The sequence below is a fragment of the Pseudomonas sp. DTU12.3 genome, from assembly GCF_004124275.1.
Taxonomy (GTDB): Bacteria; Pseudomonadota; Gammaproteobacteria; order Pseudomonadales; family Pseudomonadaceae; genus Aquipseudomonas; species Aquipseudomonas helmanticensis.
This window is the reverse complement of record NZ_CP027218.1, coordinates 2,512,774-2,532,421: the sequence shown is the minus strand read 5'-3', so window position 1 is coordinate 2,532,421 and position 19,648 is coordinate 2,512,774. Positions and strand designations below refer to the sequence as shown.

General features: G+C 60.0%; 15 protein-coding genes. 13 read left to right on the top strand and 2 right to left on the bottom strand.

The window, feature by feature from the left end; translation table 11 throughout:
- Positions 1–255: 255 nt before the first annotated feature.
- From C2E19_RS11490 to C2E19_RS11480, 3 genes are all read left to right on the top strand, one after another.
- A complete protein-coding gene (locus C2E19_RS11490) occupies positions 256–1,404 on the top strand; it encodes an aldose epimerase family protein (protein WP_129391886.1) in 1,149 nt (382 codons plus the stop codon).
- 272 nt (positions 1,405–1,676) lie between these two features.
- Positions 1,677–2,498, top strand: a complete 822-nt coding sequence (locus C2E19_RS11485) for an aldo/keto reductase (protein WP_129391883.1) — start codon at positions 1,677–1,679, stop codon at positions 2,496–2,498.
- A gap of 26 nt (positions 2,499–2,524) precedes the next feature.
- On the top strand, positions 2,525–2,995 hold the full coding sequence (locus tag C2E19_RS11480; RefSeq protein ID WP_129391880.1) for a DUF1810 domain-containing protein: 471 nt from the start codon (positions 2,525–2,527) through the stop codon (positions 2,993–2,995).
- On the opposite strand, the gene C2E19_RS11475 is transcribed toward C2E19_RS11480, so the two are convergent.
- Complete coding sequence (locus C2E19_RS11475; RefSeq protein ID WP_164979420.1) at positions 2,960–5,320, bottom strand: DNA polymerase II; 2,361 nt, start codon at positions 5,318–5,320, stop codon at positions 2,960–2,962. The two genes, C2E19_RS11480 and C2E19_RS11475, sit on opposite strands and share 36 nt — an antisense overlap.
- Before the next feature lie 441 nt (positions 5,321–5,761).
- Between C2E19_RS11475 and C2E19_RS11470 the strand changes: the two genes are divergently transcribed.
- On the top strand, positions 5,762–6,202 hold the full coding sequence (locus C2E19_RS11470) for a CBS domain-containing protein (protein ID WP_007959054.1): 441 nt from the start codon (positions 5,762–5,764) through the stop codon (positions 6,200–6,202).
- 89 nt (positions 6,203–6,291) lie between these two features.
- Here the strand turns inward: C2E19_RS11470 and C2E19_RS11465 are convergent, their stop codons facing one another.
- Positions 6,292–6,915, bottom strand: a complete 624-nt coding sequence (locus tag C2E19_RS11465) for a glutathione S-transferase N-terminal domain-containing protein (protein WP_129391873.1) — start codon at positions 6,913–6,915, stop codon at positions 6,292–6,294.
- 1,295 nt (positions 6,916–8,210) lie between these two features.
- Here C2E19_RS11465 and C2E19_RS11455 point away from each other — a divergent pair.
- From C2E19_RS11455 to C2E19_RS11415, 9 genes are all read left to right on the top strand, one after another.
- Entirely contained in the window at positions 8,211–9,023 is an 813-nt protein-coding gene (locus C2E19_RS11455) for an energy transducer TonB (protein WP_129391870.1), read from the top strand.
- Positions 9,024–9,090: 67 nt separating this feature from the next.
- Positions 9,091–9,777 carry a MotA/TolQ/ExbB proton channel family protein gene (locus C2E19_RS11450; RefSeq protein WP_372238476.1) on the top strand — a complete coding sequence of 229 codons (687 nt, stop codon included), beginning with the start codon at positions 9,091–9,093 and terminating at the stop codon, positions 9,775–9,777.
- Positions 9,777–10,178 (top strand): biopolymer transporter ExbD, encoded by a 402-nt coding sequence (locus C2E19_RS11445; protein WP_129391864.1) that lies wholly within the window; start codon positions 9,777–9,779, stop codon positions 10,176–10,178. The genes C2E19_RS11450 and C2E19_RS11445 overlap by 1 nt, the downstream gene beginning before the upstream one ends.
- Before the next feature lie 207 nt (positions 10,179–10,385).
- Positions 10,386–13,097, top strand: a complete 2,712-nt coding sequence (locus C2E19_RS11440) for a TonB-dependent receptor (RefSeq protein ID WP_164979419.1) — start codon at positions 10,386–10,388, stop codon at positions 13,095–13,097.
- A 153-nt stretch (positions 13,098–13,250) separates the two neighbouring features.
- Positions 13,251–15,116: an extracellular solute-binding protein gene (locus C2E19_RS11435; protein WP_129391861.1), complete on the top strand. Its 1,866-nt coding sequence runs from the start codon at positions 13,251–13,253 to the stop codon at positions 15,114–15,116.
- Position 15,117: 1 nt separating this feature from the next.
- Entirely contained in the window at positions 15,118–16,182 is a 1,065-nt protein-coding gene (locus C2E19_RS11430) for a microcin C ABC transporter permease YejB (RefSeq protein WP_129391858.1), read from the top strand.
- On the top strand, positions 16,182–17,204 hold the full coding sequence (locus C2E19_RS11425; RefSeq protein ID WP_129391855.1) for an ABC transporter permease: 1,023 nt from the start codon (positions 16,182–16,184) through the stop codon (positions 17,202–17,204). The genes C2E19_RS11430 and C2E19_RS11425 overlap by 1 nt, the downstream gene beginning before the upstream one ends.
- A gap of 1 nt (position 17,205) precedes the next feature.
- Complete coding sequence (locus C2E19_RS11420) at positions 17,206–18,819, top strand: ABC transporter ATP-binding protein (protein ID WP_129391852.1); 1,614 nt, start codon at positions 17,206–17,208, stop codon at positions 18,817–18,819.
- A gap of 193 nt (positions 18,820–19,012) precedes the next feature.
- A complete protein-coding gene (locus C2E19_RS11415; protein WP_129391849.1) occupies positions 19,013–19,534 on the top strand; it encodes a DUF3455 domain-containing protein in 522 nt (173 codons plus the stop codon).
- Positions 19,535–19,648: the final 114 nt, after the last annotated feature.

The following is a 19,648-nucleotide window of genomic DNA, read 5'->3' as shown; positions in this document are numbered from 1 at the left end:
CGCGTCACCAGCCGACCCCCGGCGCTTTCTCTGAAAGCAATTAGTCCGTCTTTATTGTTGAAATAAACGATTAATCAACTATAAATCTTCACTGAAAACGTAAATAGCATGACTAGTTGCCCTGTAGGAGCTGCCGAAGGCTGCGATCTTTTGACTTTGATTTTTAAAAGCCAGATCAAAAGATCGCAGCCTTCGGCAGCTCCTACACAGGGGTCAGCGGTAATTTGAAAACAACAACAAAAAGGAAGGTCAACCATGCTTCAATCCCGTCCCCAACTCTGCGGCCTCGGACTGTCCCTGATGATCGCCACCCTCTCCGCCAACGCCGCCGGCTTGACCGCCGAACACAAAGCCTTCGGCAAAACCAATGACGGCACGCCCGTCGAGCAATACATCCTGCGCAACAGCCATGGCATGCAGGCCACCGTCATTACCTATGGCGCAACCCTGCAATCGCTGAAAGTGGCCGACAAGCACGGCAAGTTCGATGACGTCGTCCTCGGTTTCGACGATGTGCAGGGCTATCAGAAAGGCACCGCGTATTTCGGCGCGACCATTGGCCGTTTCGGCAATCGCCTCGCCGACGGCGCGTTCGAACTCGACGGCAAGCGCTATCAAGTGCCACAGAATGACAAATCCAACGCCTTGCATGGCGGCACCCTGGGCTTCGACAAGAAGATCTGGAAGGCCGAAGAAACCAAGGACAAGGATTCGGTCGGCGTGACCCTGACTTATCTGTCGGCGGACGGTGAAATGGGCTTCCCCGGCAATCTCACCACCGAAGTCACCTATCGCCTCACCGACAACAACGAGTTGCGCATCGATTACAAGGCCAGCACCGACAAACCGACGGTGCTCAACCTGACCAACCACAGCTACTTCAACCTCGCCGGCGCCGGCAATGGCGATATCCTCAAACAGGTCGCCACCCTGCACGCCAGCCATTACACCCCCGTCACCGCCAAGTTGATCCCGACCGGCGAACTGGCGCCAGTGGCCGGCACGCCAATGGATTTCAGCAAACCGACGGCGATTGGTACGCACATCAAGGCTGATCATCCACAACTGAAATTTGCCGAGCCGAAACAGGGTGGCTTCGACTTCAACTGGGCGCTGGACACCAAGGGTGATCTCAGCAAAGTTGCTACTGAGGTCAGTGATCCGCAGTCGGGACGCCATCTGCAGTTGTTCACCACAGAACCGGGCGTGCAGTTCTATACCAGCAACTTCCTCGACGGCACGGTCAAGGGCAAGGCCGGCAAGGTGTATCCGCACTGGGGCGCGTTTACCCTCGAGACCCAGCACTATCCGGACTCGCCGAATCAGCCGAACTTCCCGAGCACGCGTCTGGATCCGGGGCAGACTTACAGCCACAGCGTGATACTGAAATTCACCGCAAAATAACCCGCCTCCCCCCTGTGATGAGTTGAGTTACCTGTGGCGAGGGGATTTATCCCCGTTGGCCTGCGCAGCGGGCCCAAAATCAGACAACCCGGTTTAACTGATACTCCGCGCTGAATGGTTTTGGGGCTGCTTCGCAACCCAGCGGGGATAAATCCCCTCGCCACAATGTATTTCAGCCACTTCATAAAGACTCCTGATCTGGAAGCTTTCGGAACCCCTGGGCTATCCTGCTGCCCACTAAAGGTATCGACACATTCAGCAAGGAGGTTTGCATGCGTACCCTCGAATTGGCCGGCGTGCAGGTGCCGGTGATTGGCCAAGGCACCTGGCGCATGGGCGAAGACCGTTCGGCGCACAAGCGTGAAGTCGCGGCGCTGCGTACCGGTATCGAACTGGGCATGAGCCTGATCGACAGCGCCGAAATGTATGCCGAGGGCGGTGCCGAGAGCGTGGTTGGCGAAGCCATCGCCGGTATTCGCGACCAGGTGTTTCTGGTCAGCAAGGTCTACCCGCACAACGCCAGTCGCAAAGGCATCCCGCAAGCCTGCGAGCGCAGCCTGCGCCGGCTCGACACCGATTACATCGACCTCTATCTGCTGCACTGGCGCGGCCAGTATCCGCTGGAAGAAACCGTCGAAGCCTTCGAACGCCTGCGCGAGGACGGCAAGATTGGCCGCTGGGGCGTGTCGAATTTCGACGTCGATGACCTCGAAGAACTGTCCAGTTCGGCCTGCGCGACCAATCAGGTGCTGTACAACCTCGAAGAACGCGGCATCGAATTCGATCTGCTGCCGTGGTGCCAACGGCAACAGATGCCACTGATGGCTTACTGTCCGATCGGCCAGGGCGGCGCGATGCTGGCTGAACCTGTGCTGAATCAAATTGCCGCTCGTCACGGTGTGACCCCCGCGCAGGTTTCGCTGGCGTGGATTCTGCGTCAGGATGGTGTGATTGCGATTCCCAAGGCTGTGCGACCCGAACACGTGCAACTCAATGCACAAGCGGCGCAGCTGCAACTGGAAGCCGGGGATCTGGCGGCGCTGGACCAGGCGTTTCAAGCGCCACAACGCAAGCAGCGGCTGGCCATGGTCTGAGCCGCTGCCGACTGGCGGGCTTTGCGATGAGAAGCACTGATCAGTACGACCCGTTCAACCTGCAACGTTTTGTCCAGGCCCAGGACCCGGTGTTCGAGCGTGTGCAACGCGAGCTCGACGAAGGGCGCAAGCGCAGCCACTGGATGTGGTTTGTCTTTGCGCAGTTCGCCGGGCTTGGCGGCAGTGAAATGTCCCGGCGCTTCGCCATCGGTTCCGCTGAGGAAGCCCGGGCCTATCTCGCCCATGAACTGCTCGGTGCGCGGCTGCGGATTTGCACGCAGTTAGTGCTGAACGTACAACAGCGCTCGATTGCGGAAATTTTCGGCCATCCCGATGACCTGAAGTTTCATTCCTCGATGACCCTGTTCGCCCAGTTTGACGCTGAAGACAGCGTGTTCAGTCAGGCACTCGAGCGCTACTTTCACGGCATCCTCGATGAGTGGACGTTGCAGTTGCTCGACTCAAAACAGGCCCAGTTGCCCACCGATCAGGGTTGAGAAGTCGTCGTCGACAAACGGCAGAATCGCGTCCGCCACCGGTTGCAGCTGCCGACTGATGTAGTGGTCGTAGTCGATGCCGGCGCGACGCACTTCCAGCGGCTCCGGACCGGCCAGGGTGATGACGTAACTGATCCAGCCACCGTTCTGGTATTGCCGCGGACGGCCCTGCTGCGCGTTGTAATCGTCGGCCAGGCGCGCCGCACGCACGTGCGGCGGCACATTGCGCTCGTAATCGTCGAGGGTGCGGCGCAGGCGTTTGCGGTAGACCAGTCGATCGTCGAACTCGCCGGCGAGGGTTTTGCGCACGTAGTCGCGCACATACTCCTGATACGGCTTGCGCTGGAAGATCCGCTCGTACAGTTCCTGCTGAAATTGCCGGGCCAGCGGCGACCAGTCGGTGCGCACGGTTTCGAGGCCTTTGTAGACCATTTCATCGCTACCGTCAGCGCGGGTAACCAGTCCGGCGTAGCGCTTCTTGCTGCCCTCCTCCGCACCGCGAATGGTTGGCATCAGGAAGCGTTTGTAGTGAATTTCAAACTGCAGTTCGAGGGCGCTCTCCAGGCCGTATTCCTCGCGCACATGCGCGCGCCACCAATCGTTGACGTGCTGGACCAGCGCATGGCCGATCTGCGCCGCCTCTTCCTGCCCGTGCGCGCTGCGCAGCCAGACGAAGGTCGAGTCGGTATCGCCATAGATCACCGCGTGGCCCTGCTCTTCGATCAGTTTGCGCGTGCGCAGCATGATTTCGTGGCCGCGCAAAGTGATCGACGAGGCCAGCCGCGTATCGAAGAAGCGGCAACCACTGGAACCGAGCACGCCGTAGAAGGCGTTCATGATGATCTTCAGCGCTTGCGACAGCGGCGCGTTGTGTTCGCGCTTGGCGGTCTCGCGGCCCTCGGCGACCCGCGAAACGATCGACGGCAGGCAATGGCGAGTGCGCGAGAACCTTGCGCCACGAAAGCCCGGCACCGAGTCGGCGTCATCGGGATGCTGCAAGCCTTCGATCAGCCCGACCGGGTCGATCAAAAAGGTGCGGATGATCGACGGATACAGGCTCTTGTAGTCGAGCACCAGCACCGACTCGTACAGCCCCGGTTGCGAGTCCATGACAAAACCGCCAGGGCTGGCCTGCGGCGGATTGGTCCCGAGGTTCGGCGCAACGAAGCCCTGGCGGTGCATCAAGGGCATGTACAAATGGGTGAACGCCGCGACTGAACCCCCGCTGCGATCGGCCGGCAATCCGGTGACGCTGGCGCGTTCCAGCAAAAACGTCAGCAGTTCGGTCTTGGCGAAAATCCGCGTGACCAGTTCGCAGTCCTTGAGGTTGTACTTGGCCAGCGCCGGTTTGTCCTCGGCGAACATACGGTTGATTTCGTCCATACGCTGGTACGGGTTGTCGATCGACTTGCCTTCGCCAAGCAAGGTCTGCGCGACGTTTTCCAGACTGAACGAGGGAAAACTCCAGGTTGCCGAACGCAACGACTCGATGCCGTCGATGATCAGCCGCCCCGCCGCCGAGGCGAAATAGTGATTGCGGCTACCGTGTTCGCGCCATTGCATTTCTTCACCGCCACGGCCGATTTTCAGCGGTACGCCGAGGCGCCGGGCGTGTTCGTGGAGGATGCGCAGGTCGAACTGCACGACGTTCCAGCCGATGATCGCGTCGGGATCATGCTGCGCGAACCAGTCGTTGAGTTTCTTCAGGATGACGGTGCGCGAGTCGCAGTACTCGAGGTCGAAATCGACAATGCTGGCGTCGCCGTTGGGCGCGCCCAGCATGTACACCTGACGCTCGCCGCAGCCTTCGAGGGCGATGGAATACAACTCGCCGGTTTCGGTGGTTTCGATGTCGAGCGAGACCAGGCGCAGTTTCGGTCGGTAATCAGGTGCAGGTTTGAGGTGAGCGTTGTGCAGGACGCCGTCGGCATCGACGGTGCCGCTGAAGTACACCGGCGCGGTGATGAAACGCTCCATCAGGTAGCGTTCCGGCGGGCGCACGTCGGCTTCATAGACGTCGACGCCGGCGCGATTGAGCGCGGTTTCCAGGCGCATCAACTGGCCGTGCTGCTGGCAATACAGGCCGAGTACCGGACGATGTTCGAAATCCTGCAGGGCCAGCGGGCGCAGTTCGACGTTTTTTTCATCGTGCAGCAGACGTTCGGCCACGGCGCGCTGTTCGCCAGGGATAAACGCCACCGACGGTTGATGCGGCAAGCGCACACGGCGCGGCCCGGCGTCGGTCGCCAGCCAGAACTCGACTTCGGTGCCGGCCGGCGTATCGCGCCAATGCCGGGTCAGGACGAAGCCATGCGGTAAATCCACCACTGCAACCTCGGGTATTGAAACAGAGAGGCATTCTACGCTGCCCTTCCAGCGCCCGCGTTTTCAGTTTGGAATACTTTGTAGTAGCGATTTATCTGTGAGTGGATTTATCTGTGATGAGGGGATTTATCTGTAATGAGAGGGTTTATCTGGGATGAGGGGATTTATCTGTGGCGAGGGGATTTATCCCCGTTGGGTTGCGAAGCAGCCCCAAAACCATCCGACACGGTGTATCAGGAAAACCCGGTTGTCTGTTTTTGGGCCCGCTGCGCAGGCCAACGGGGATAAATCCCCTCGCCACAGAGGTTCATCTTTCATCGGGTGATGGGCATTTTGTTTGGAAATGACGTTTTTTGCGTGTTATCTGCCGCTTTGCCACCTTGCCCTGCGCGCTTGCGTCTACGATGCTTGGATAACAACGACAACACCTGAGTAACCGCCATGAAGACCGTCGCCCAACTGCTCAAGCTCAAAGATCAGAAAAATCAGGAAGTGCACCAGATCAAGCCTGATCACATGGTGCTCGAAGCGCTGATGAAGATGGCCGAGAAAAACGTCGGCGCCTTGCTGGTGGTCGAAGACGATAAAGTGGTCGGCATCATCAGCGAGCGCGACTACGCACGTAAACTGGTGCTGCATGGTCGCTCATCCGTGGGCACGCCGGTGCGCGACATCATGGTGGCGAACGTGATCACCGTCGACACCCATCAAACCGTCGACACCTGCCTGGGCATCATGTCCGACAAACGCCTGCGGCACTTGCCGGTAGTAGAGGACGGCAAGCTGATCGGCCTGCTGTCGATCGGCGACCTGGTCAAGGAAGCGATTGCCGAGCAGGCCGAGCTGATCAAACAGCTGGAGCAGTACATCCGCGGGGAATAAATCCGCAGATCTAAAAGATCGCAGCCTGCGGCAGCTCCTACATTTGCCCCGTGTAGGAGCTGCCGCAGGCTGCGATCTTTTGATCTTGTTCAGGCTGGCCAATGCCGGGCGAACACCGGCGCCAGCACCGGATGCCGGTCAATCCTCTGCAACCACGCATAAAACCCCGGCCGTGTCTGACGCAAATGCTCGCGGCTGCCCGCCCAGCGCGTCACCACTGCCGCCAACACATCCAGCGCCCCCGGTGTTTCGTCATCCAGGTACAACTCGGCGGAAAACTGGTCGGCAAACACCTCCCAACTCCAGTGCAAACGCTCCCGCGCGCCGGCCATCAGGTTCTGCCGCGAGGCTTCGTCAGGCATCAGCAGCCAGCGCTCGGGGTAATCGACAACACCGATAGCGGCGTAGCAATTGCTGACGATGTAGACCATGCCACGAATCGCCTGATCGCGATCGGCAGCATCGGCCGGCAGCAAACCGGATGCCGGAAACGCCAGGCCCAGATGAATCAGAATCGCCGCGCTCTCGGTAATCGCACTGCCGTCGGGCAATTGCAGGGTCGGGATCTGTTTCAGCGGGTTGAGTGTGGCCAAGGCTTCAGCGGCTTCCGCGCTGGCCTCGATATCGATGAAGCGGTAAGCGATCTGGCACAACTCCAGCGCCGCTTCGATGGCGGCTGCGCCTGAATTGCGATGTCCGTAGAGCTGATACATATCTCCCCCTCCTGTTGGTGACTCATCCCCTGTGACGAGGGAGCTTGCTCGCGCTTGGCTGCACAGCCGTCATAAAATCAGACACTGCGGTGTATCAGTTGTAGTGCATTTGCACGGATCAGGTCTGCTTCGCAGCCCAGCGGGAGCTAGCTCCCTCGCCACAAGAGCAAGTTTGTCAGCAGTTGTATCGGTTTTGGCACGATTTTCCCATGCACTCGCGACTTGCGAATTCAAACTTCGCAAAACAGCGCTCAGGGTGCCTATCCCGCACCAAGAGCAATCATCGAACGCTATCCGCGTTCTTGTAAGGTGCGATGCCGAACCAAAAGTTCGTGTGTCCGAGCTGGCAACAAGGAGTTCACCGCGTGAATCTTCAATCGTTCTGCCGCATCACTGCCTTTGCATCCCTTTACGCCAATAGCCGAGTTCACCTGAACAGCACCGGCCACCTGCGCGTTTACTGTATTACCTGAACCCAACGAACAACCACTGTGCTTGGCGATGAGTTATTCGCCGAGCGCACAGCACTATTTATTTTTTAAATACAACGCTGAATTACATTGCGCGAGCCATGTATTAACCAGCACTCAACCGGATTGTCAGACAATAACTTCGGATGATTTATATTTGCACCAAAAACGCACCGACGACTGTAACTAAGCAAACATCCAACTATTGATTTCATTCAAACAAGAACAAGGAACAGTGCCTCTGACCCGCTAAAACATTGACCCGCACCAAATCAGTCCGCCATGCACCAGCAAGTGCCCGCACTGACAAGAGAGCAGCCGCTCTATCTCGCTGATCAGCCTGATATTGCGCCCGGCCTGACTCGCCCATGAAAAAGCCCCTGAGCAAGGGGCAACGGGATTGTATGCGCCGAAGATAAACAGGCCAGCCAACAAAACTTATATAAATGCGACATGGGTAACATCAATGAAATAACCCACCTGCATTTCAGCAACATTTGGCACAGCGGTTGCAAAACACAAACCGAACACCCCCTGTAGGAGCTGCCGCAGGCTGCGATCTGTTGATCTTGATATTGATCTTTAAAAACAGATCAAAAGATCGCAGCCTGCGGCAGCTCCTGCATATAGAACAACACCAGGGAATGGGTAATGAACAAACGAAGTCGATGGCGCCAAGCCAGTAAGTTTGCACGAGCCTTGTTAACCGGATAGTTCAACTATCGGCTTCTGCACACCTTGAAGAAAGTTGCACCCACCCACTCGAACATCCCCCACATGTTCGGACGGCACCTTATTGCCCTTCATCAACCCGAGGGAGCTTTAATGAACGATGCGGTAAAGCACAGAACCCTGCCGGGGCCGTTGCGGGAAGCGCCAATCCCGCCGCCCCCGGGCAGGCCGGCGTTTACAGCCAATACCTCGCAACCCGGTGGTTTGAATAAACAGCAGATGATGTTGCTGGTGGCTGTGTCGGCGCTGATACATGGCGGCGCCTGGTGGTTTCTCCAGCAATCGCGAACCGAGCCACTGCCGACACCGCCGCAGATTCCGGAAATGACCGTCGAGCTGACCAGCCCGACGCCACCGGCACCGCCCACGCCCGAGCCACCGCCACCTCCCCCGCCGGAACCGGAACAACCGGTGGAGGACGAGGACGCGGTCAAGCCACCACCCAAACCGGTGGAGAAACCCAAGCCGATCGAAAAACCGAAACCGGTCGAGAAGCCGAAACCGGTGAAAAAGGTCGAGCCACCGAAAGCCCCGCCCGCCCCGGCCCAAGCGGCCGCTCCCGCTGCGCCGGCCACCCCGAGCGCACCGCCGGCACCTGCCGCCGCGCCCGGTCCGGTCAAGGAATCGGCAGCCGTTTCCGGTCTCGCCAGCCTCGGCAACCCGCCGCCGGAATACCCGTCGCTGGCGCTGCGGCGCAACTGGGAAGGCAGCGTGGTGCTGCGCATTCAGGTGCTGGCCAACGGTCGCGCCGGTTCGGTGACGGTGAGCAAATCCAGCGGCAAACCGCAACTGGATGACGCCGCTGTCGCCGCCGTGAAGAACTGGAAGTTTATTCCGGCCAAACGCGGTGACACGCCGATCGACGGCTTCGCCACGCAGACCATCGATTTCAAATTGCCGCAATAACCGAACGCTCAATCAACGCACAACCGAATAACGCAAGCGAGGTATCACCATGAACGATTTGTCTTCGATGATTGTCCCCGGCGTGCTCTGGGGTCTGGTGCTGTTTTCCGTGGTCAGCTGGGCGATTCTGCTGGTCAAGTCGGCGCAGTACTTGCGGCAGAAAACCCAGAACAAACAATTCACTAAAGCCTTTTGGGGCGCGCCGGATCTGCTCACCGCCGCCGAACACGCCAGCCAGTATCCGGGCGCACTGGCGCGCATCGCCAGCAGCGGTTTCGAGGCGCTATTGGTAGAAGACTCGCCGCGCACCACGCAACAACTGGCGCACACCATCAACCGTTCGGATCGCCTGGAACGCAACCTCCGTCAGCAGATTCAGAAAGAACGCCGCTCGCTGGAAAACGGCCAGGCGATCCTCGCCAGTATCGGTAGCACCGCGCCGTTCATTGGTTTGTTCGGCACCGTGTGGGGAATCATGGAAGCGCTGAAAAGCATCGGCGAAACCGGTTCGGCCAGCCTTGAAGCGGTCGCCGGCCCGATCGGTCACGCGCTGATCGCCACGGGCGTGGGTATCGCCGTCGCGGTGCCGGCGGTGCTGATTTACAACTTCTTCCTGCGCCGCCTGAAACTCGCCTCGGCAGACATGGATGACTTCGCCCACGACTTCGACGCCCTCGCTTCGCGCAGCGCGTTTTCCATCAGCCGTCAGGCCATCGCCAGCAAAACCACAGCCGCCGTGCGGGAGGCCAGCTGATGTCGTTCTCTACTCAAGACAGCGATGAAGTGCTCAGCGAAATGAACGTCACGCCATTGGTCGACGTGATGCTCGTGCTGCTGGTGGTGTTCATTGTTACCGCACCGCTGATGACCAACGCGATCAAAGTGAATCTGCCGAAAACTGACGCCGTCGCCCCCGCCGAGAAGAAGGATCCGGTGGTGGTCAGCGTCGATCAGGACGGCAAGTTCTATCTGGCGAAAACCGAGCTGGCCCCGGAATCGCTGGAGGCCAGCCTCAAGGAGGTCAAGGCGAAGGACAGCGAGGTGCGCGTGCAGCTGCAGGCTGATTCCGCCGTCAATTACGGCCAGGTCGCTAAAGCCATGGCGTCCATCGAACGCTCGGGCATTAGCAAGATTTCGGTGATGACCACCCACTGAGTGCGGTGCCGGGCACGCCTTTCGAGACGCGCCCGCCACCGTTCGCTGAATCCCGTCGCAACCAGCCGACCGAAAAAACGCCAGGCGTCTTCGGAGGGGATCGGCTTGCTTGAAGAAAGTGGTTTTCCGCACGCGGTATCACCGAAAGCGGAGCAATGAGGGGCTCACAAGGCCAATTCGATAACGTCTGAAAAGTCGGAAATAACCATGCTGATGAACACTCCACGCTTCACGCTCAAACCTTTGGTGGCAACGATTTCTCGCCACCGTTTTGTTCCGTTTTATTTGGTGGCCATGGGGATGGGCGCCGGGACTGTGCAAGCGGCCGAGGACGACAATGCCGCCGTGCCCGCTGCGGCGGCAGTGGTTGCGCCGACCACGCAACTGCAACGGGTCGAAGTGACGGGTTCGGCGATTCGCCGGGTCGATGCGGAAACCGCCGTGCCGATCACCATTCTCAAGGCTGACGAGCTGCGCAAACAGGGCGTGACCACCACCGCCGAACTGGTCCAGCGCATCACCGGCAGCCAGTCGCTGAACAACAGCGCCGGCTCGGTCGGCGCAGCCACGGGCGGCGCCTCGTTCGCCGACATGCGCGGCATCGGCGCGAACAAGACGCTGGTGTTGCTCAACGGTCGACGCCTGGCCAACAACGCCTTGTCGGGCACCAACTCGGCCGGCGGCGCGGTGGATCTGAACATGATCCCGTTTGCCGCCATCGAGCGCGTGGAAGTCCTGCGGGACGGCGCCTCCGCGCTGTACGGCACCGACGCCATTGGCGGTGTGATCAACTTCATCACCAAGAAATCCATGACCGACGGCCAGTTGACCCTCGGCGGCGAAACCCCGACCCACAGCGGCGGCGGTGCCACCAAGGACATGAGCGCCAGTTGGGGTTATGGCGACCTGCAGGAAGACCGCTTCAACGTCCTCGGCGTGTTCAACTACAACAAGCAGCAGAACCTCGACGCCAACGACCGCTCCTTTGCCCGTGACTACGATCCCGGCCGAGGTCTGGATCAGACCTCCGGCACCGCGTTCCCCGGCAACTACAGCCAGAACGGCAATGCCACCAACCCGCTGGCCAATAGCAATTGCAACGGCCCGAACCTGGTAGCGCGCGACGGTTTATGCCGTTTCAGTACCCGCGAATTCATCGACCTGCTTCCGCAAACCGAGAAGACCTCGTTCTTCGGCAAGACCACCGGCAAACTGGCCGACGATCACAACGTCAATCTCGAATACTTCTGGTCGCGCAACAACAACGCCACCGCTGTCGGCCCGGCGCCGTTGACCGGTTTGAGCCTCGATGGCTCGTCGCCCTACTACCCCGGCAACGGGATCACACCGGGCCCGACCGGTTTTGCCCTCGACCCGACGCAACCGGTCGACGTCAACTGGCGCGAAACCGCTGCTGGCCCTCGTGAATCGAAAGACCAGAACACCAGCCAGCGCTTTCTGCTGAGCTTCGACGGCCTGGTCGGCGGCTGGGATTACAACGTCGGCGCCTCGTACAACCAGAACAAGATTGTCTCCAGCGTCACCAATGGTTATGTCAGCGATCAGGCGATGATTGCCGGTCTGGCCAGCGGCTTGCTCAACCCGTTCGGCGCGCAGTCGGCGGCCGGTCAGCAATACATCGACGATGCCGCGTACCACGGCGCCTACTCCACCGCCGTCGGCCGGGTCGCCGGTTTCGACGGGCGCATCAGTCGCGAGATCGGCGACTGGTTCGGTGCCGGCCCGTCCGGTCTGGCGCTGGGTGGCGAGTACCGCAAAGAGAAATTCCATCAGGATTTCTCGCCGTTTGCCGGCGACATCCAAAGCCTCGGCATCGATCCCAACGGCAGTGTCGAGGGCGACCGCAGCGTCAAAGCCGCGTATGCGGAAATCAACGTGCCGGTGCTCGACAGCCTCGAACTGTCCGCCGCCGTGCGCCACGACAGATACAGCGACTTCGGCAGCACCACCAACCCGAAATATTCGTTCCGTTATCAGCCGCTGAAAGAGCTGGTGGTGCGCGGCGCCTACAGCGAAGGTTTCCGTGCGCCATCGCTGTACGAGCTGTATTCGCCGCGCAGCATCACCTTCACTCAGGGCTTCTACAACGACCCGGTGCTGTGTACCGGCGGCGTCGTGCAACCGGGCGGCAACGGCGGACGTGATTGCGGTCAGCAGTTCCTCAATCAGATTGGCGGCAACCAAGATCTGGCCCCGGAGAAGGCGCGTAACGTGACCCTGGGCTTCGTTTATCAGCCGGTCAACAACCTCTCGGTCGGCCTCGATTTCTGGTGGATTCACATCTCCAACCAGATCCAGCCGTTCCCGGAATCCACCGTGTTTGATCAGGCCGGCTCTTACCCGGACCGCTTCGTGCGCAACGCCGACGGCACGCTCAATTACATCGTTACCGGCAACGCCAACCTCGGCATCGTCGAAACCAACGGTGTCGATGTGTCGCTCGACTATCGCTTCCCGAACACGCCGTACGGTCAGTTCGGGCTGGGGCTGCAAGGCACCTATGTCGACGAGTACGACTTCCAGAGCACCATCAAAGGCCCGTTCACCGACAAGGTTGGCGACTTCCGGGGTGACGGCGTGATCGCGCGCTGGAAACACAACCTCACCGGCAGCTGGACCTTCGGTGCGGCACGGGCGTCGCTGACCAACCGCTTCACCACCGGCTACAACGACTACGACCGCGATACTCACGCGACCGTGGCGTCGTATTCGGTGTGGGACCTGTCGGCCGGCTACACCTTCGACAAGGTGCTGGATGTCGATGCCGGGATGAAGAACATGTTCGACCGCAACCCGCCGTTCTCCAACCAGGCCTACAACTTCCAGAGCGGCTATGACCCGCGCTACACCGACCCGCTGGGCCGCACCTTGTTTGCGCGCATGACGTACCACTTCTAACCAGAAACAGAACACATCTCCCCCTGTGGGAGCGAGCCTGCTCGCGAAAGCGGTGGATCAGCAAGAGAGATGTCGGCTGACAAGACGCCTTCGCGAGCAGGCTCGCTCCCACATTGGGTCCGTGGACTTTCAGGGATTTTGAGGAGTGATTGCATGAGTTTTTTGCGCAACATGACTGGCCTGCTGCTCGGCAGTGCGCTGCTGTGCTCCGGCACCTCGGCGCTGGCCGGCGGCAGTTATGCGCTGACGGTGTATGGCGAGGCGCCGAAGTATCCGGCGAACTTCCAGCATTTCGATTTCGCCGATCCGCACGCGCCCAAGGGAGGTTCGCTCAGCCGTGCGTCGATGGAAATCGGCCAGTACAACTACATCAGTCCGTATGCCGATCAGGGCATCTCCGTGGTGCAGGTCAACGATTGGGTGTACTCGCCATTGGCGTTCCGCTCGCTCGACGAGCCGTACACCGTTTACGCATTGGTCGCGCAGCAGATCGAGCGCGACCCCGAGGGTTTGTGGGTGCGTTTCACCCTCAATCCAAAAGCACGTTTTGCCGACGGCACGCCGATCACCGCCGAAGACGTGCGCTACACCTTCAACCTGCTCATGACCAAGGGCAGCCTGAGTTATCGCCAGCAATACGCCGACGTCCAGGACGTGCTGATCGAAGGCCCACGCCAGGTACGTTTCACTTTCAAGAACAACCTCAACCGCACCTTGGCGCTGGACCTGGCGACGATGCGCATCGTCCCCGAACACTGGTGGCAAACCCGCGACTTCGCCAATGGCGGCGGTTTCGAGCCACCGCTGGGCAGCGGCCCGTACCGGGTGAGCAAGGTCGACGCCGGGCGCAGCATCAGTTTCCAACGCGACCCGGACTGGTGGGGCAAAGACCTGCCGGTGAGTCGCGGGATGTACAACTTCGACACGCTCACGGTGAATTTCTACGGCGACACCGACGTCGCTCGGCAGCTGTTGCAGGCCGGCGCGTTCGACTACAACCGCGAGTTTTCCTCGTCCGGTTACGTGGTCGGCTACGACAGCCCGGCGTTGCGCGACGGTCGTTTGCAGCAATCGATTCTGGCGCCGGAAAAACCGACGGCGGCACAAGGCTTTGTGTTCAACCTGCAGAACCCGATCTTCGAGAATCGCCGCGTGCGTCAGGCGATCAGCCTGCTGTGGGATTTCGAGTGGACCAACAAGCAGATGATGCGCGGCTTCTACGTGCGCCAGAACAGCTTCTGGCCGAAGAGCGAAATGGCTGCCACTGCGCTGCCTGACGCCGAGGAAATGAAGATCCTCGAACCGCTGCGCGGGCAGATCCCCGACGAGGTCTTCACCGAGGTTTATCAGGCGCCGAAAACCGATGGCAGCGGCTACATCCGCGACAAGCAACTGCAAGCGCTGAAACTGCTCGCCGAGGCCGGCTGGACACCGCAACACAATCGCCTGGTCAACGCTGCCGGCGAGCCCCTGGAGTTCACCTTTCTCGACGGTCAGGGCGGCTTCGACCGCATGCTGTTGCCATTCAAACGCACCCTCGCGCAGATCGGCATCACCCTCAATCTGCGGCGCATCGATTCGGCGCAATACGTCAACCGCCTCAACGCCCGCGACTACGACATGATCGTCACCAGTTTTCCGCGCAGCGGCGATCCGATCGTCTCCCCCGGCCGCGAGTTGTACAGCCTCTACGCCTCGCAAAGTGCCACGCAAGTCGGCAGTTCCAACTCGATGGTGCTGGCCAATCCGGCGGTCGATCAACTGATCGACGGGCTGGTCCAGGCCAATACCCGCGACGCCATGGTGCATTACGCCCGCGCCCTCGACCGGGTGCTGCAATGGGGTTACTACATGATTCCCAACTACTACTCCAAAGGCACGCCAACGGTGTACCAGAACCGCTTCGGCATGCCCGCCGTGCAACCGGCCTACGACGAAGGCCTCAACACCTGGTGGGAGGTGTCGGCCAAGGCGCTGACCACGCAACAGATGCACACCCAGCTTGCGGGGGGCCAGTGACATGCTGCGTTATTTGAGTCGACGTTTGCTGCTGATCATCCCCACGCTGCTGTGCATTCTGGTGGTGAACTTTCTCATCGTGCAGGCCGCGCCGGGTGGCCCGGTGGAGCAGGCCATTGCGCGTTTGCAAGGCTTCGGCGGGCACAGCATGGGGGGCGGTGGCGAGGTCGCCGCGATTGGCGGCGCGGGTCGCAGCAGCCGTGGCCTCGACCCGGCACTGATCGAGGAAATCAAACACCATTACGGCTTCGACAAGCCGATGCATGAACGCCTGTGGCTGATGCTGAAAAACTACGCGCAGCTGGATCTGGGCAGCAGTTTCTTTCGCGGCGCCAAGGTCACCGACCTGATCGTGCAGAAGCTGCCGGTGTCGCTGTCGCTGGGCTTGTGGGCGACGCTGATCACCTATCTGATTTCGATCCCGTTGGGCATTCGCAAAGCGATCAAAAACGGCAGTGCGTTTGATGTCTGGAGCAGCACGGCGATCATCATCGGCTATGCGATGCCGGCGTTTCTTTTCGCGATTCTGCTGATTGTGGTGTTCGCCGGTGGCAGCTACGTCAATTGGTTTCCGGTGCAAGGGCTGGTCTCGGATAACTTCGACAGCCTTGGCACGCTGGGCAAGATCGGCGACTACCTCTGGCACTTGGTATTGCCGGTGACGGCGTTGGTGATTGGCGGCTTCGCCACGCTGACGATTTTGACCAAGAACAGCTTCCTCAACGAGATCAGCCGCCAGTACGTGATCACCGCGCGGGCCAAGGGTTTGACCGAGCGCCGCGTGCTCTACGGCCACGTGTTTCGCAACGCGATGCTGTTGGTGGTCGCCGGTGTGCCGTCGGCGCTGATCGAGGTGTTCTTCGCCGGCTCCCTGCTGATCGAAACCATCTTCAACCTCGACGGCCTCGGGCGCATGAGCTACGAGGCGGCGGTGTCGCGCGACTATCCAGTGGTGTTCGGCGCGCTGTTTCTGTTCACCCTGTTCGGCCTGTTGATCAAGCTGATCGGCGACCTCTGCTACACCCTGCTCGACCCGCGCATCGACTTCTCGGCGAGGACTGCCTGATGTTCACTCTCTCCCCTCTCGGCCAGCGTCGCGTCGCGCAGTTCAAGGCCAACCGACGCGGACGCTGGTCGTTGTGGTTGTTTATCGGTCTGTGCCTGATTTGTCTGGGCGGTGAATTGATCGCCAACGACAAGCCGTTGGTGATCCGTTATCACGAGGCCTTTTACTTTCCGATCCTCACTGATTACCTGGAAACCGATTTCGGCGGCGAGTTGCCGTTTCAACCGGACTACGCCAGCGGTTACGTGCACAAACTGATCGAGGATCAGGGCGGCTGGATGCTGTTTCCGCCGATCCCGTTCAGCTACGACACGGTCAATTACGACCTCAGCGAACCGGCGCCAAGCCCACCTACTTCGAGCAACTGGCTGGGCACCGACGATCAGGCGCGCGACGTGTTGGCGCGGGTGATTTTCGGTACGCGGATTTCGATCCTGTTTGCGCTGATCCTCACTGGCATCAGTGCGCTGATCGGCATCGTTGCCGGGGCGTTGCAGGGTTATTACGGCGGTTGGGTCGATTTGCTCGGGCAACGCGTGCTGGAGATCTGGTCGGGGCTGCCGGTGCTGTACCTGCTGATCATATTGTCCGGGTTCGTCTCGCCGAGTTTCTGGTGGTTGCTGGGGATCATGGCGCTGTTTTCCTGGCTGGCGCTGGTCGATGTGGTGCGCGCCGAGTTCCTCCGTGGGCGCAATCTCGAATACGTCAAAGCCGCGCGGGCGCTGGGCCTGACCGACAACGAACTGATGTGCCGGCACATCCTGCCCAACGCGATGACGTCCACCCTCACCTACCTGCCGTTCATTCTGACCGGCGCGATTGCGACGCTGACTGCACTGGATTTTCTTGGCTTCGGTATGCCGGCCGGCACTGCGTCGCTGGGTGAGTTGATCGGTCAGGCCAAGCGCAATCTGCAAGCACCGTGGCTGGGGCTGACGGCGTTTTTTGCCTTGGCGCTGATTTTGTCTTTGTTGGTTTTCATCGGTGAAGCCTGCCGAGATGCCTTTGATCCGAGGAGCTGACATGCAAGACAATTTGATCGAGATCCGTGACTTGCGCGTCGCCTTCGCCGGGCAGCAAGTGGTGCACGGTTTGAACCTCGATATTCGCCGGGGCGAATGCCTGGCGCTGGTCGGTGAATCCGGCTCGGGCAAGTCGGTGACGGCGCATTCGATTCTGCGTTTGTTGCCGGGTAATAACGTCAGCAGCAGCGGCACGATCCGCTACAACGGTGTGGATTTATTGCACGCCAGCGAGCAGCAAATGCGCGGTTTGCGCGGCAACCGCATTGCGATGATTTTCCAGGAACCGATGACTTCGCTGAACCCGTTGCACACGGTGGAAAGGCAGGTCAGCGAAGTGCTGGAAATTCACAAGGGTCTGAAGGGCCGCGCCGCCCGTGAGCGGACTTTGCAGTTGTTGGAGCTGGTCGGTATTCGCCAGCCCTTGCAGCGTTTGAAAGCTTATCCGCATCAACTTTCCGGCGGTCAGCGGCAACGGGTGATGATTGCGATGGCGCTGGCCAACGAGCCGGAGCTGTTGATCGCTGATGAGCCAACCACGGCGCTGGATGTCACAGTGCAGCAGAAGATCCTCGAGTTGCTCATCGAGTTGCAGCAGCGGTTGGGTATGTCGCTGTTGTTGATCAGCCACGATCTCAATCTGGTGCGGCGCATTGCGCAACGGGTGTGCGTGATGCGCCACGGCGAGATCGTCGAGCAGGCGGATTGCGAAACGCTGTTTCGCACGCCGCAGCATCCTTACAGCCGCTTGTTGATCGAGGCGGAACCGAGCGGTGCACCGGTGCCGAGCAAGTTCGAGCACAACCTGCTTGAAGTTGATGATTTGAAGGTCTGGTTTCCCCTGCCCAAAGCGCTGTTCAGCCGCCAGCAGGAGTACATCAAAGCGGTGGACGGCGTCAGTTTCACCCTGCAACGCGGCAAGACGTTGGGGATTGTTGGCGAGTCCGGTTCGGGCAAGTCGACGCTGGGCCAGGCGATCCTGCGGCTGGTCGAATCCGAGGGCAATATCCGTTTCGGCAACAAACAGCTGAGCCTGCTTAATCAGCGTTTGATGCGGCCGTTGCGCCGGCAGATTCAAGTGGTGTTTCAGGATCCGTTCGGCAGCCTCAGCCCACGGATGTCGGTGCAGCAGATCATTGCCGAGGGCTTGCTGACCCATGGCATTGGCACCGAGGCCGAGCGGGAGGTGGCGGTGATTCGGGTGCTGGAGGAAGTCGGCCTCGATCCGCAGAGCCGATATCGTTATCCCCACGAGTTTTCCGGTGGCCAGCGCCAGCGTATTTCCATCGCCCGTGCGCTGGTGCTGGAACCGGCGCTGATTCTGCTCGATGAACCGACCTCGGCGCTGGATCGTACGGTGCAGAAGCAGGTGGTGGAGTTGTTGCGCCAATTGCAGATCAGGCATGGGCTGACGTATTTGTTTATCAGCCATGACTTGGCGGTGGTGCATGCGCTGGCGCATGACTTGATGGTGATCAAGGACGGCAAGGTTGTGGAGCAAGGTTCTTCACGCGAGATTTTCGCCGCACCACAGCACCCCTACACCCAGGAACTGCTGAAAGCCTCCAGCCTCGCGATCCCCCGCAAAATCACGGAAACCGCCGAATCCCTGTAGGAGCTGCCGCAGGCTGCGATCGTTTGATGTTGGTGTTAAAAACAAAATCAAAAGATCGCAGCCTGCGGCAGCTCCTACAGGGGGATGGGTTTATTTTTTTTGGCCGGTGCATCCAAACGCCTCTGCCATGGGTAGTCCTTGTAACAGCCCGCTTCGGCTGTCAGCGGTTTACCCATTCTGGAGAAACATACTGATGAACATCACCCAACTTATCTGCCTCAGCGGTTTGCTCGCTGCCAGCGCCACGACCTTCGCCCAAAGCAGTTATCCCGACGCAATCAAAGTGCCGGATGGCCACAAGATCGCGATGGAAACCACTGGCGTCGGCGAGATCACCTACGAATGCCGCGACAAAGCCAATGCCCCGGGCCAGACCGAGTGGACCTTCGTCGGCCCGAAAGCGGTGCTCAATGATCGCAGCGGCAAGCAGGTCGGCACCTACTTCGGCCCGCCAGCCACCTGGCAGGCCAAGGACGGTTCGAAAGTCACCGGCACGCAAATGGCTGTGGCGCCGTCGAGTCCGGGCAACCTGCCCTATCAGTTGGTCAAGGCCAATCCTGCCGAGGGTAAAGGTGCGATGGCTGGCGTGAGTTACATCCAGCGTGTTGCGCTTAAGGGCGGCGTGGCGCCGGGCAGTGAATGCACGGCGGCGAACAAGGGCCAGCAGGCAGTGGTGAAGTATCAGGCTGATTATATTTTCTGGGCCGCGAACTGACCCCTCAGACTTATCCTAACCCCCTGTAGGAGTGAGCCTGCTCGCGATAGCGGAGTGTCAGCCGGCATATGCGTCACTGACACACCGCTATCGCGAGCAGGCTCACTCCTACAG